We start from the raw sequence: 14,993 nt of genomic DNA on the forward strand, positions 1-14,993 counted from the left end.
GCGCAGGGCGGGCACGCCGAGGAGGACCTCGCGGCCCTCGCCGTCTTCGGCTGCCCCCACCTGGAGCGGATCCTCGCCGCCTACGACGAGGCCTCGCCCCTGGAGGACGGCTGGCGCGAGCGCATCGCCCTGCACCAGGCGCACATCATGATGATTCACTGCGCCGTTTTCGGGCGCTCCTACGTGCCCGAGGCCATCGCCATCGCCCGCCGGTACGCCTAAGAACGAGGCCGGAGCCAGGTCGCGCTGTGCGACTCAGCCCCGGCCTCGTCCCCGGAGGCCCTCCCGAGGGGACCTACAGGCGCGGGATGTTGCGCATGTTGGAGGTGGCCATCGAGAAGNGTTCTCACCCACTACACGATCACCCCAGAAAGTCAAGGAAGCTGCGCGATTAACCGCCCGAACCTAAATAACAGCGACTTTCGCCCGCAATCCCAACCTAAACCCGGAACTTAAGCACCACGTTCGTGACCGATAGTCCGAAAAATCGGTATTGAAGTTGGTGGCAGCCAACTTGGAGGATGGACAAAACGTGTTGGTTTTGTGGCGACTTTTCGGCTTGCTGGTGCGGGAAAAGCCACATTGAAGTTGGTTGTTTCATCGTGGGGGGTATGAATACCCCCAAATGCCCGGCGTGCGGGCGAACGCGTGGCTTGGTATGGGCACTCAGCTTCAGCGGACAGTTCGCTGAGGTGCACTGGCTGCCTGCGCTTCTCGTCGCGCACTTGGGCAGCGCCGCCCACGCGCATATCGAGAGGTTGGCGTGCGTATCAAGGGGTTAACGCGCATATTCAGCGGTTCGCGTGCGAGCGACACACGAGGCCAGGCATCGCTGCCACCAAGACGCAGGACACCTCGCCCACAACCCCCGTTGTCAGCGTTTTCGGCGAGGTGGCCGGCGATGTGGGCGCCTCCCCACCGCGAACCGTAACACCACCGCCCCGAACGGCAACCTCACTGCCAGCAAACGGGGGGAATTGCACCACTAGAGCCGCGACTCGCCGGACTCCGTCCTCCTGCTGGAGCAGCGGATGGGGGGAATTGCACCATTAGAGGCGCACGGACGAGCTCGCCCCACGTCGAGAGCGCCACCAAACGGGAGAATTGCACTACACGAGGCTCCAGGAGCGGCTTGCCTGCCGATGACACCGCCAGCAAACGGGGGGAATTGCACCATTAGAGGCGCGACACGCCGGCGACACGCCGAAGAAAGGCTCCTAATGGTGCAAAACCCCCACGTCAGCCCGAAATGCACCGCCGGTATGGAGGGCGTCGGAGGAACCGGATCGCGCGGGCAGGCTTCGAGGCACGGGCCTGACCGTGGTGCCCGGTGGGCGGCGGTGGCCTAGCCAAAGGGCAAACCCCGCAGCGCGAACGCCACGCGAACTGGCAGGCCACGCTGCAATCTGACATCCAGAGGAGCGACACTCCAACACGAAGCGTGCTGTGCCCCCAATTTCGCATGCAATCCCTTCGCGACTTGTGTGCAGCACAGAACTGCATCGTTGGAATTGCAACGTTTTCGCGTTATGTTGAAAGTTCAGTCAATCGAATTACATGCGAAAACGCCTCGGTCGCGCCCGAACACCGCGCACTGGGCCCGATAATGTGTGCCTGGGTCCTCTTATCTGCACGTGGGCGCGTTAGTGTACGCCTGGGCAGCGCCGCCCACGTGTAGAACATCGGGTAAGCGTGCGAGATACCGGGTTTACGCGCACAGTGAGGAGCCCACGTGCAAGCGGGCGAGCGTGCCGCTTGCTCCGGTCTTGACACGGCTTCTGGCGCACGTAGAAGCAGGGGCCGCCGCGCGTCGCGCGGCGGCCCCTGCTGTCACAACTTACGAGGCGAATCGGCTCCTGTAGCTGTCCCACAGGTCGCGCAGCTTCTTGCCGTCGGACTCGCGCACGAACACGTCGAGGGCGGCGGCGCTGCTGGTGCCCGTCAGGGCGGCGACAGCCGCCGACGGGGAGGACACTTCCTGGCCGTCAGGCAGGACGATAGTGCCCCCCGGGGAAATGGTCACGACGTAGACGTTGCCGAGGTTGCGGCGCCGCCACGTGAACGTGTCGCCGGGGGAGATGATGCCGGTCGCGACGACGTCAGCCAAGCGCACCTGGCGGCCGCGAGCAGCAGACCGCTTATCCACGGCGGCCTCAAGTTCAGCGCTGGACAGGACAGACAGGTCCACGCCATCGGAATCTCGTCGAATATCCCAGTAGTCCAAGATCAGCTGGGTCAGGTGCCGCTGACGCTCCTCCAGGTCGGCGGCGTGAATCTCGCCCCCGGCGCAGGGCAGGGAGCCGACCGCGAAGTCGCCGAGCGTCATCACGTGGCGGGCGGCGCGCGCCACCGTGTCCCAGTCGGGCGCCTGGTTGACGGTGCGTGACTTGATGGTGGACAGAATGAAGCTCCCCAGGCGCTTGTTCCACGCGCGCAGGTCGATGTCCTCGTCGACGCCGCGAATGTGGCTGGCCGGAAGCCCGCACAGGACGCCCATAGAGCGCGGCAGGCGCGTCGGGAAAGACCCATGCTCGGCGACCATCGCGTGGTAGAGGAGGACCTTGCGGATGGAGGACTGCGGCAGGGGCCTCGAGATCGTCTCGGCGGCCCGGTGGCGAACGCTGTCCGGCACGGAACAGGCGGCGTTGAGGGATTCGCCGTCCTCGAATGCCGCGATGAACTGGGTGACGATCCCGGTGCGCGACGAGGGGCTGAGGCGCGCGGCAACAGCCGTGCCGTAGACGCGCTCGAGGAGGAACAGCAGCGCGGTCTCCTCGTCGCCGCGACCTGCGCGCAACACGCTCATCGCCGCGGGCTTCCAATCCGAGGAGTCATACAGGCGCAAAAGTTCAAGCGGCGTGGCCGCGTGGTGCCCCACCAGAGGCTCCAGCGTCGCCAACGTGTACGCGCGAGCGGAAGGAACCAAGACCTCGTCGATGAACTCCTCGCCGCTCCTGGAGGCGAAGAACGGCGCGAGGACCTGCTCGTCGAACGAGTCGATGAGGGCCCTCCTGGCGGGCGCACGCAGCGTGAGCGTGAGTAGGTGCCCGAAGAACGCGTCCGGGTTCTCCGTGCCCAGCGAGTCGATGCACTGCTCCCACAGGGCCGCGTAGCGGGCGCGGGCGTCGGGCTCCACGCGGGACAGGACGCGCGCCTTGAAAATGTCGGCGGCAGACAGAGGAACGCCGCGCGTGTTGAGCACCGAGAAAATGCGGTGCGCCGCCTGGTAGGAATCGGTCGACACCTCGATGAGGGACACGTGCAGGGTCAGGTAGCGGATAAAGTCGCTGATCTCTCCGGGCATCAGCGTGTCAGGGTTGCCCAGCACGTCGAGCATGGCGCGCGCGTTGGCGACGATGCGGCGCACCGAGGGGCGCGTGAGACTGTCGCCGTCGACGTCGAGCAGGGAGTCGATGTTGTCGCCGATGATGAACGTGTTGAAAAACTCGCGGTCGCATTCGCGCACGCTCAGGCGCGGCCGCTCGTCCAAGCCCTTGATGCGCGACTGCGGAATGAGGAGAAGATCGCCGAGTTCACCGCGCAGCGCGGAATCCTCCTCCAGGTGACGCAGCAGAGACACGAGGATGCACAGGGTGGTGAGGCGCTGCTGCCCGTCGATGATGTCCACGTCGTCGCAGCTGGTGTGCTGCACCAGGACGATCGACCCCAGGAAGTAGTCCCCGTCGTTCGTGCGCCACGCGCCCAACAAGTCATTGACCAGGGTTTCCGCCTGCTGCTCCTCCCACACGTAGGGGCGCTGGAAGTCGGGAATCTGATACTGGCGGTCGCCGTGTAGCAGCTCTTGAATGGACTTCTGTGTCGTCGTGAGGGTCATGGAGACCTACATCCTCATTGTGGCGGACTGTGTTCTCCTGGCAGTATATCGNATCGCGCGGGCAGGCTTCGAGGCACGGGCCTGACCGTGGTGCCCGGTGGGCGGCGGTGGCCTAGCCAAAGGGCAAACCCCGCAGCGCGAACGCCACGCGAACTGGCAGGCCACGCTGCAATCTGACATCCAGAGGAGCGACACTCCAACACGAAGCGTGCTGTGCCCCCAATTTCGCATGCAATCCCTTCGCGACTTGTGTGCAGCACAGAACTGCATCGTTGGAATTGCAACGTTTTCGCGTTATGTTGAAAGTTCAGTCAATCGAATTACATGCGAAAACGCCTCGGTCGCGCCCGAACACCGCGCACTGGGCCCGATAATGTGTGCCTGGGTCCTCTTATCTGCACGTGGGCGCGTTAGTGTACGCCTGGGCAGCGCCGCCCACGTGTAGAACATCGGGTAAGCGTGCGAGATACCGGGTTTACGCGCACAGTGAGGAGCCCACGTGCAAGCGGGCGAGCGTGCCGCTTGCTCCGGTCTTGACACGGCTTCTGGCGCACGTAGAAGCAGGGGCCGCCGCGCGTCGCGCGGCGGCCCCTGCTGTCACAACTTACGAGGCGAATCGGCTCCTGTAGCTGTCCCACAGGTCGCGCAGCTTCTTGCCGTCGGACTCGCGCACGAACACGTCGAGGGCGGCGGCGCTGCTGGTGCCCGTCAGGGCGGCGACAGCCGCCGACGGGGAGGACACTTCCTGGCCGTCAGGCAGGACGATAGTGCCCCCCGGGGAAATGGTCACGACGTAGACGTTGCCGAGGTTGCGGCGCCGCCACGTGAACGTGTCGCCGGGGGAGATGATGCCGGTCGCGACGACGTCAGCCAAGCGCACCTGGCGGCCGCGAGCAGCAGACCGCTTATCCACGGCGGCCTCAAGTTCAGCGCTGGACAGGACAGACAGGTCCACGCCATCGGAATCTCGTCGAATANGGGCCGGGCGCCGCGAACGCCTCACGGTACGCGCCCTCCAGGCGCGACGCGTCCTCGACGCGCTCCGCGTGGAAGCCAATCGCTCGGGCGATCTCCGCGTAATTCGTGTCGGGGACGTCCGTCTGGAAGTCCGGGAGGCCGTTGACCAGCATCTCCAGCTTCACCATGCCCAGCGTCGAGTTGTTGAAGACGACCACCTTGACCGGCAGGTCGTACATCTTAGCGGTGATGAGCTCGCCGAGCAGCATGGACAGTCCGCCGTCACCCGACACCGACACGACCTGCCGGTCCGGGTAGGCGACCTGGGCGCCCAGGGCCATCGGCAGGGCGTTGGCCATCGAGCCGTGCAGCAGCGAACCGATGATGCGGCGCGTGCCGAGCGGATCAATGTAGCGGGCGGTCCACACGTTGCACATGCCCGTGTCCGCCGTAACAATAGCGTCCTTCGCGGCCGTCTCGTTGAGGAGGTGGGCGGCGTACTCGGGGTGGATCGGGCGCATCTTCTCCACGTTGCGCGTGTAGGCGCCCACGGGCGCGTGCATGATCTCCGCGTGCTTCTTGATCTTGGCTTTCAGGAAGGAGTCGGAGCGGCCTGCGCGCAGGTGGGGGAGCAGGGCCTCGATGAAGGGCTTGACCTGCGCGTGAATCGCGAGGCCGACGTCCGTGCGCCGACCCAGCTTCTCCGCGTGCGTGTCCACCTGGATGGTCGGGGTGTCGGGCAGGAACTGGTCGTAGGGGAAGTCGGTGCCCAGCAGGATCAGCACGTCGGCGTCGTTCATGCCCTCCGCGGCCGCGCCGTAGCCCAGCAGGCCCGTCATGCCCACGTCGAAGGGGTTGTCGTACTGGATGAAGTGCTTGCCGCGCAGCGAGTGGCCGATCGGGGCCTTGAGCGCGTCGGCCAGGGCGATGACCTCGTCGTGGGCGCCCTCAACGCCCGCGCCGGCGAAAATCGCGACCTTGTCCGCCTTGTTGAGGAGCGCCGCGGCCTCGTCGATGTCCGCCGGGTTCGGGGTCAGCGTCGCCGGGCGCGCGGGCGCATAGGTGGGAACGTGCTCAACGGCCTTGAGGTCGGTGATGTCTCCGGGCAGCGTGATGACCGCGACGCCTCCCAGGCCGACCGCGTGGCGGATCGCGGAGTTCACGGTGCGCGGGGACTGGGCCGCGGAGGAGATGAGCTCGTTGTAGACCGAGCACTCCTCGAAGACGCGATCCGGGTGCGTCTCCTGGAAGTAGGTGGAACCAATCTGGACGCTCGGGATGTGCGAGGCAATGGCCAGGACGGGTGCGCCCGTGCGGTTTGCGTCGTACAGGCCGTTGATGAGGTGCAGGTTGCCCGGGCCGCACGAACCCGCACACACGGCGAGCTTGCCCGTAAGCTGAGCCTCAGCCGAAGCCGCGAACGCCGCCGCCTCCTCGTGGCGCACGTGGATCCAGTCGATGCCGCCCTTCGCCGAGCCGCCGGTCTTGCGCACGGCATCCACGATCGGGTTGAGCGAATCGCCGACGATGCCGTAGATCCGGTGGACTCCCGCGTCGACGAGCTGAGCCACGATCTGTTCCGCGACGTTCATGCCATCTCCTTACAATAGCTGGCTGTGACCTTGTCAAATCACCATAGGCATGACTAAGGTCCTATGTCGCTGTAGCGTGACCGACAGATCAAGGAGAGGGCGCCGGTGGAAGAGTGTCGCCTTCCTCCGCTAAGATAGCCACGCCCCAATAGCTCAGTCGGTCAGAGCAGCGGACTCATAATCCGTGGGTCGTCGGTTCAAGCCCGACTTGGGGCACCATCAGCCACAACTGGGAGCCGCGCCCGCCGCACCTGACGGGTAAGTCGGCTACGGCCTCATCGATGGTGATGGTCTCAGATAGCGCCTTGTGGTGCTGTTGATCCTCAATATGGTGGATTGTGAGGTCGTTGGGCGGAGGACCGTATGAGCGACGAAATTCCCGATGGTTTCTATGACTTTGACGAGGTGGTGCGCGAAGCGCGCGCCACATACACGCCCGAGGAACTGGCGTGGGAGCGCGAGTTGGAGGAGCGCGCTGAGGAACAGCTTGAACGTGCTGAACTCGTCTACGCGATGCGCACGGGCGCCCCTAGCAGCGTTGTTCATAAACCGTGAAACGATTGTCCAGCCTGTCTCGCGTGGTGGCGGAACCTGTAGTCCGTCGTTAACATAGTGACCCGCGACCAATTGCAAGCGTAGCGATCGGTCGTCAGTTGCCCTGATGTCGGTCGTCGGTTCAAGCCCGACTTGGGGCACCGCCACCCCAGCCCGGGAGCGCCGCCGTCGCGCCTGATGGATCAGCCAGCCACGGCCTCGTCGCCGTGAGACCCTGCACATATCACACGGACCCTTGACTCGCGACGCGACTCACGGTAGTCTGAGTATTTGCGCCTTATCATGCCCGAGGTGACCCGTATCCAGCCGTCGTAACAGGCGCTTGACGGACCAGGACGCGTCAGATAATGGGTGATAAGGAAGCGTGCGCACCGTAACAGCAGGGAAGGACCCCCTTTGGCTGCCAACAGCACCGCCAAACAGCCCAGCCACCGCGTTTCGTTCGCGAAGCTTCGTGAACCCCTCCAGGCCCCCAATCTGCTGGGCCTGCAGGTCGAAAGCTTCGACTGGCTGCTGGGTAACGACGCGTGGAAGGCCCGCGTCGAAGCCGCACAGGCATCTGGCCGAAATGACGTCCCCGACGTCTCCGGCCTCGAAGAAATCTTCCACGAGATTTCCCCCATCGAGGACGTCGCAGGCACCATGAGCCTGTCGTTCCACGACCACCGCCTCGAATCCCCCAAATACTCCATGGAGGAAGCTAAGGCAAAGGACTACACGTACTCCGCACCCATGTACGTGACCGCCGAATTCATGAACTACGAAACCGGCGAAATTAAGTCCCAGACCGTGTTCATGGGCGACTTCCCGCTCATGACCCCCCGCGGCACCTTCATCATCAACGGCACCGAGCGTGTCGTCGTCTCCCAGCTCGTGCGTTCCCCCGGCGTGTACTTCGAGAAGCTCTCGGACCGCTCGACCGACAAGGAAACCTTCGGCGCGAAGATCATCCCCTCGCGCGGCGCATGGCTCGAGTTCGAGATCGACAAGCGCGACGCCGTCGGCGTGCGCATCGACCGTAAGCGTAAGCAGTCGGTCACCCACTTCCTGAAGGCCATCGGCATGACCGAATCCGAGATTCGCGACACCTTCGCCGACTACCCGGTCCTCCTCGAAACCCTCGAAAAGGACACGGTCGCCACGCAGGAAGAAGCCCTGCTCGACATCTACCGCAAGCTGCGTCCCGGCGAGCCTGCGAACGTCGACGCCGCCCAGACGCTGCTCAACAACTTCTACTTCGACTCTCGTCGCTACGACCTGGCCAAGGTCGGTCGCTACAAGATCAACAAGAAGCTGGCCATCGAAGCTGACCCCAAGGCCTCGACCCTCTCCCTCGAAGACATCGTCGCCACCGTCAAGTACCTCCTCGCCCTCCACCAGGGCGACAAGACCTTCGCGGGCACCCGAGGCGGCGAACCCGTTGAGGTCCGCGTCGAAGTCGACGACATCGACAACTTCGCCAACCGTCGCATCCGCGCCGTCGGCGAACTCATCCAGGGTCAAGTGCGCACCGGCCTCGCCCGCATGGAACGCACCGTGCGCGAGCGCATGACCACCCAGGAAACGGACTCGATCACGCCCCAGACGCTGATCAACATTCGCCCCGTCGTGGCCGCGATCAAGGAATTCTTCGGAACCTCCCAGCTCTCGCAGTTCATGGACCAGAACAACCCGCTGGCCGGCCTGACCCACAAGCGCCGCCTGTCGGCCCTGGGCCCCGGCGGCCTGTCCCGTGACCGCGCCGGCATGGAAGTCCGTGACGTCCACCCCTCGCACTACGGCCGCATGTGCCCGATCGAGTCCCCTGAAGGCCCGAACATCGGCCTCATCGGCTCGCTCGCGACCTTCGCGCGCATCAACCCCTTCGGCTTCATCGAGACGCCCTACCGCGTCGTCAAGGATGGCAAGGTCACCGACGAAATCCGCTACCTCACCGCGGACGACGAGAAAGGCCACTTCATTGCCCAGGCCTCGTCGCCCCTGACGACCGACGGCTCCTTCGCCGAGCACGACGTCCTGTGCCGTGTCGCCGGCGAAGACCCAACCCTGATCGCCCGCGATCGCGTCGACTACATGGACGTGTCCGCACGTCAGATGGTGTCCGTCGCCGCGGCCTTCATTCCCTTCCTCGAGCACGACGACGCGAACCGAGCCCTCATGGGCGCGAACATGCAGCGTCAGGCCGTGCCGCTGCTCACCACGGAAGCGCCGCTGGTCGGCACCGGCATGGAGCTGCGCGCCGCGCACGACTCCGGCGAAATGATCCTCGCCGCCCACTCCGGCGTCGTCTCCGAGGTCTGCGCGGACCTGATCGTCGTCTCCACAGACGAGGGCGGCCGCGACTCCTACCGCCTCGAAAAGTTCGAGCGCTCCAACCCCGGTAACTGCACCAACCAGCGCGTTATCGTCGACGAGGGCGACCGCGTTGAGGTCGGCGACGTCCTCGCCGACGGCCCCGCCACCTCCAACGGTGAGGTCGCGCTCGGCAAGAACCTGCTCGTCGCCTACATGTCATGGGAAGGCCTCAACTACGAGGACGCCATCATCCTGAGCCGCCGCGTCGTCGAAGAGGACATCCTGACCTCCATCCACATCGAGGAGTACGAGGTCGATGCCCGCGAGACGAAGCTCGGTGAGGAAGAAATTACCCGCGACATCCCCAACGTCTCCGAGGAATCTCTCGCCGACCTGGACGAGCGCGGCATCATCCGTATCGGCGCCGAAGTCACCGCCGGCGACATCCTCGTCGGTAAAGTCACCCCGAAGGGCGAAACCGAGCTGACCTCCGAGGAACGCCTGCTGCGCGCCATCTTCGGCGAGAAGGCCCGCGAAGTACGTGACACTTCCCTGCGTGTTCCCCACGGCGAAGAAGGCATCGTCATCGGCGTGCGTGAATTCAACGACGACGAGGACGACCTCAACCCCGGCGTCCGCCAGACCGTGCGCGTCTACGTCGCCCAGCGACGCAAGATCACGATCGGCGACAAGATGGCCGGTCGCCACGGCAACAAGGGCGTCGTGTCCAAGATCCTCCCGATCGAGGACATGCCCTTCCTGGAAGACGGAACCCCCGTCGACATCATCCTCAACCCGCTGGGCGTCCCCGGTCGAATGAACGTCGGCCAGGTGCTCGAGTACCACCTCGGATGGCTCGCCCACCAGGGCTGGGATGCCTCGGCCGCTGTCGAGGCCGGCGAAGAGTGGGCAGCGCACCTGCCCGCCGACGGCATCAAGACCGAACCCGGAACGCGCGTCGCGACCCCCGTCTTCGACGGCCTCGAGGCCGACGAACTCGCGGGCCTTCTGCGCAACGTCAACCCGAACCGCGACGGCGACGTCCTCACCAACTACGAAGGCAAGGCGCGCCTGTTCGACGGACGCTCCGGCGAGCCGTTCCCGTACCCGATCTCGGTGGGCTACACCTACATGCTCAAGCTCCACCACCTGGTCGACGACAAGATCCACGCCCGCTCAACGGGTCCGTACTCGATGATCACGCAGCAGCCGCTGGGCGGTAAAGCCCAGTTCGGCGGCCAGCGCTTCGGCGAAATGGAGGTGTGGGCCCTGGAAGCCTACGGCGCCGCCTACGCCCTCCAGGAACTGCTGACCATCAAGTCCGACGACACCACCGGTCGCGTCAAGGTGTACGAGGCCATCGTCAAGGGCGAGGACATCCCCGAGCCCGGCATCCCCGAGTCCTTCCGAGTCCTCATCCAGGAAATGCGTTCGCTGTGCCTAAACGTCGAAGCACTCGACGCGGTCGGCAACGTCATTGACCTGCGTGAGCAGGACGAGGACTTCAATGCGCGTGAGGACCTGGGTATCACCCTCGATGCCCGTCCGAACGCTGCGGCGACCATCGATGCGATCTGATAGGGAGAGATAACTTTGCTGGACGCCAAAACGTTCGACAGCCTGAAGATCACCCTGGCCACCGGCGACGACATCGCCACCTGGAGCCACGGTGAAGTCAAGAAACCGGAGACCATCAACTACCGTACGCTCAAGCCCGAGCGCGACGGCCTGTTCGGTGAGCAGATCTTCGGCCCCACCCGTGACTGGGAGTGCGCGTGTGGCAAGTACAAGCGCGTGCGCTACAAGGGCATCATCTGCGAGAAGTGCGGAGTCGAGGTCACTCGTTCCCGCGTCCGCCGTGAGCGTATGGGTCACATCGACCTGGCCGCCCCCGTCACGCACATCTGGTACTTCAAGGGTGTTCCCTCGCGCCTGGGCTACGTGCTCAACCTCGCGCCCAAGGACCTCGAGAAGGTCATCTACTTCGCTGCCTACATGATCACCGAGGTCGACGAATTGGGTCGCCATGAGGATCTGGCTGAACTGCGCGCCGAACTCGAGGTGCAGAAGAAGCAGATGGAGAACAACCGCGACGCCACGATCAACGACTTCGCGGAGCAGCTCGAATCCGACATCGCCGCTCTGGAGAAGGACGGCGCCTCGCAGGCTGAGCGTGAGCGCGCACGCAAGCAGGGCGAGCGCGAAATGGCCAAGATTCGCCGCCGCTTCGACGGTGACATCGACGGCCTCGAAGCCGTGTGGGAGCGCTTCAAGGACCTCAAGGTCGGCGACCTCGAGGGCGACGAGCGCCTCTACCGTGCGATGGTGGCCCGCTACGGCACCTACTTCAAGGGCGACATGGGCGCGTCTGCCATCCAGAAGCGCCTGGAAACTTTCGACCTGGAGGGCGAGGTTGCCGCGCTACGCCAGACCATCTCCTCCGACTCTGGTCCGCGTAAAGCTCGTGCCATCAAGCGCCTGAAGGTCATTAACGCCTTCGTCGCCACCGGCAACTCGCCGGCCTCGATGGTGCTCACCAAGATCCCCGTAATCCCGCCGGACCTGCGGCCCATGGTTCAGCTCGACGGTGGCCGCTTCGCGACCTCCGACCTCAACGACCTGTACCGTCGCGTCATCAACCGCAACACTCGACTCAAGCGCCTCCTCGAGCTGGGCGCCCCCGAGATCATCGTCAACAACGAGAAGCGTATGCTTCAGGAGTCTGTTGACGCCCTCTTCGACAACGGTCGCCGCGGTCGCCCCGTCGCTGGCCCGGGCAACCGTCCGCTGAAGTCGATCTCGGACATGCTCAAGGGTAAGCAGGGTCGTTTCCGTCAGAACCTGCTCGGTAAGCGCGTCGACTACTCGGGTCGTTCCGTGATCGTCGTCGGCCCGCAGCTGCAGCTGCACCAGTGCGGTCTGCCGAAGCAGATGGCCCTGGAGCTGTTCAAGCCCTTCGTCATGAAGCGCCTGGTCGAGAAGAACTACGCGCAGAACGTCAAGGCCGCCAAGCGCAAGGTGGAGCGCCAGCGCCCAGAGGTGTGGGACGTCCTCGACGACGTTATCCGCGAGCACCCGGTGCTGCTCAACCGTGCACCTACGCTGCACCGCCTCGGCATCCAGGCGTTCGAGCCCCAGCTGATCGAGGGTAAGGCCATCCAGTTGCACCCCCTCGCCTGTGGCGCGTTCAACGCCGACTTCGACGGCGACCAGATGGCTGTCCACCTGCCGCTGGGCGCTGAGGCGCAGGCCGAGGCCCGTATCCTCATGCTGTCGACGAACAACATCTTGAAGCCTTCCGACGGTCGCCCCGTGGCCATGCCATCGCAGGACATGATCATCGGATTGTTCCACCTGACTTCGAACCCCGACCCGTCGGTCCCGGTCGAGAAGGACGAAGACGGAAATCCCGTGATTCCGTACTTCTCCAGCCAGGCGGAAGCCCAGATGGCGTTCGACGCCGGCAACCTGGACCTGAACGCGACCGCGCGCATCCGCTTCGCCGACGGCACCGTGCCGCCCGAGGGGTGGGAAGCCCCCGAGGGCTGGGAAAGCGGCGATGATTTGATCCTCGAGACCAGCCTTGGCCGCGCGATCTTCAACGAGCAGCTGCCCACCGACTACCCGTTCGTCAACGAGGTCGTCGGTAAGAAGCAGCTCGGTAACATCGTGAACACGCTCACCCAGCGTTACCCGAACGTGCTTGTCGCGGACTGCCTCGACGCGCTGAAGTCGGCCGGTTTCCACTGGTCGACCTGGTCGGGCATCACGATTGCGTTCTCTGACATTCAGGCCTCGCCGCGTAAGCGCGAGATCCTGGCTCGCTACGAAGCCAAGGCCGCTGAGATCGTCGAGCAGTTCGAGACGGGTATTATCCTCGAGGAGACCCGCTACGAGGAACTCGTGAAGCTGTGGCTGCAGTGCACCGAAGAGGTCGCTGAGGATATGCGCGCGAACTTTACTGAGCGCAACACTGTGTACCGCATGGTGAACTCGGGTGCCCGCGGTAACTGGTCGCAGGTTCAGCAGATCGCCGGTATGCGTGGCCTTGTGTCCGACCCGAAGCAGAAGCTGATCGAGCAGCCCATTAAGGCGAACTACCGCGAGGGTCTGACGGTTCTCGAATACTTCATCGCTACGCACGGCGCCCGTAAGGGTCTGGTCGATACGGCTCTGCGTACCGCCGAGTCGGGCTACCTGACGCGTCGTCTGGTCGACGTCTCGCAGGACGTCATCGTCCGCGAGGCCGACTGTGGTACTCGCGCCGGCCTGAAGATCGACATCGCTCATAAGAACGAGTTCGGCGAATGGGAGGCGTCCGAGACAATCGAGACGACGGCTTACGCCCGTAATCTCGCGCGCGACGCCGTTAACGAGGCCGGAGAGGTCGTTTTGCCCGCGGGCACCGACCTGGGTGATGACCAGCTCGCGCAGCTTGTCGCTGCCGGCGTCGAGCAGATCGTGTGCCGTTCCGTCCTCACCTGTGAGTCGCAGGTCGGCACCTGCGCGGCATGCTACGGTCGCTCGCTGGCCACCGGTAAGCAGGTCGACATCGGTGAGGCCGTCGGCATTATCGCCGCCCAGTCGATCGGCGAACCCGGAACCCAGCTGACGATGCGTACCTTCCACACTGGTGGCGCCGCTTCCGCTGCGGATATTACTCAGGGTCTGCCCCGCGTTCAGGAACTCTTCGAGGCCCGCAGCCCGAAGGTCGAGGCCAAGATGAACGAGGCCGCCGGCCGCGTCCACATCGACGACGAAGACCCGAGCGCTCGCAAGGTGATCATCACCCGCGACGACGGCAAGGAAGACCTGGTCATCGAGGTGTCGCGGCGCCAGAAGCTCCTCGTCTCGGAGGGTCAGCACATCGGTGCCGGCACCCCGCTGACCGAGGGCCAGCTGGACCCCAAGGAAATCCTGCGCATCATGGGCCGCAACGTCGCCCAGAAGATGCTCGTGGACGAGGTCCAGAAGGTGTACCGCGACCAGGGCGTGGGCATCCACGCCAAGCACATCGAGGTCATCGTCCGTCAGATGCTGCGCCGCGTCACCATCCTGGAGCCTGGCGACACGACGTTCATGCCCGGCGAGCTCGTCGACCGCATGGCGTACCTGACGCAGAACCGCCGCGTCGCAGCCGAGGGCGGCCAGCCCGCCTCGGGCCGCCAGATGCTGATGGGCATCACGAAGGCCTCGCTGGCCACGGATTCGTGGCTGAGCGCTGCGTCCTTCCAGGAGACCACCAAGGTCCTGACCGAGGCCGCCATGAACGGCAAGTCGGACTCCCTGGTGGGCCTGAAGGAGAACGTCATCCTCGGTAAGCTCATCCCGGCTGGCACCGGCTTGTCGCGCTACAACGACGTCATCGTTGAGCCGACGGCTGAGGCCATGGCGAACTCGAACTACTCCGAGGCCGACTTCGGTGACGGCTCCGTGTCCGAGGACTTCCTCGACGCGCTGGGCGCCATCGACTTCGGCATGAACTTCCGCGAGTAATCCGGTTCGTGACCGCTTGGGGCCCCGGCCTCGTCCGTGACAGCGTGACGAGGCTGGGGTCCTTTTGCGATTTGGGGAGCGGGTAGTGGCTCCGGGTTGGGTGGGTTTTGTTGTGCCTATAGGTGGAGCTGTGGGCCTGATATGTGGGGCTGAACCTATTCATGCGCACGTTAACCCGATGCGTGGCAGTGTAGGCAGCCTGCCCATGCTGCCACCAGTAGGGTTTAGCTGCGCGTGGAAGGGCTGACGCTGCCAGTTGTCGG

Annotated in this window: 5 protein-coding genes, 1 tRNA gene and 2 pseudogenes; 5 read left to right on the forward strand and 3 right to left on the reverse strand. The window is 64.7% G+C overall.

Annotated features, from left to right (window positions below; all coding sequences use genetic code 11):
* A partial coding sequence (locus BQ7477_RS00040) for a fructosamine kinase family protein (RefSeq protein ID WP_200783434.1) occupies window positions 1-222 on the forward strand: 222 nt, incomplete at its 5' end.
* A 1,615-nt stretch (window positions 223-1,837) separates the two neighbouring features.
* On the opposite strand, the gene BQ7477_RS00045 is transcribed toward BQ7477_RS00040, so the two are convergent.
* The 3 genes and pseudogenes from BQ7477_RS00045 to BQ7477_RS00055 form a co-directional block, all read right to left on the reverse strand.
* On the reverse strand, window positions 1,838-3,835 hold the full coding sequence (locus BQ7477_RS00045; RefSeq protein WP_073982338.1) for a GmrSD restriction endonuclease domain-containing protein: 1,998 nt from the start codon (window positions 3,833-3,835) through the stop codon (window positions 1,838-1,840).
* 604 nt (window positions 3,836-4,439) lie between these two features.
* Window positions 4,440-4,811, reverse strand: a pseudogene (locus tag BQ7477_RS00050) (restriction system modified-DNA reader domain-containing protein); the annotation flags it as partial.
* 4 nt (window positions 4,812-4,815) lie between these two features.
* Window positions 4,816-6,384, reverse strand: a pseudogene (locus BQ7477_RS00055) (thiamine pyrophosphate-dependent enzyme); the annotation flags it as partial.
* Window positions 6,385-6,526: 142 nt separating this feature from the next.
* Here BQ7477_RS00055 and BQ7477_RS00060 point away from each other — a divergent pair.
* The 4 genes from BQ7477_RS00060 to BQ7477_RS00075 all read left to right on the forward strand — a co-directional run bounded on the left by BQ7477_RS00060 (window position 6,527) and on the right by BQ7477_RS00075 (window position 14,730).
* A tRNA-Ile gene (locus BQ7477_RS00060) sits at window positions 6,527-6,603 on the forward strand.
* Between the two features lie 144 nt (window positions 6,604-6,747).
* Complete coding sequence (locus tag BQ7477_RS00065; protein WP_073982340.1) at window positions 6,748-6,939, forward strand: hypothetical protein; 192 nt, start codon at window positions 6,748-6,750, stop codon at window positions 6,937-6,939.
* Between the two features lie 396 nt (window positions 6,940-7,335).
* Window positions 7,336-10,812 carry a DNA-directed RNA polymerase subunit beta gene (gene rpoB, locus BQ7477_RS00070; protein ID WP_073982341.1) on the forward strand — a complete coding sequence of 1,159 codons (3,477 nt, stop codon included), beginning with the start codon at window positions 7,336-7,338 and terminating at the stop codon, window positions 10,810-10,812.
* Window positions 10,813-10,827: 15 nt separating this feature from the next.
* Window positions 10,828-14,730 (forward strand): DNA-directed RNA polymerase subunit beta', encoded by a 3,903-nt coding sequence (locus BQ7477_RS00075; protein WP_073982342.1) that lies wholly within the window; start codon window positions 10,828-10,830, stop codon window positions 14,728-14,730.
* Window positions 14,731-14,993 lie beyond the last annotated feature (263 nt).

It is taken from the genome of Actinomyces bouchesdurhonensis (genome assembly GCF_900128465.1).
Classification (GTDB): Bacteria; Actinomycetota; Actinomycetes; order Actinomycetales; family Actinomycetaceae; genus Pauljensenia; species Pauljensenia bouchesdurhonensis.

What these genes read in the sequence shown, in the direction of transcription:
- BQ7477_RS00045 (WP_073982338.1), bottom strand. Translation starts at nt 3,835, where the DNA reads ATGACCCTCACGACGACACAGAAGTCCATTCAAGAGCTGCTACACGGC.
- BQ7477_RS00065 (WP_073982340.1), top strand. Translation starts at nt 6,748, where the DNA reads ATGAGCGACGAAATTCCCGATGGTTTCTATGACTTTGACGAGGTGGTG.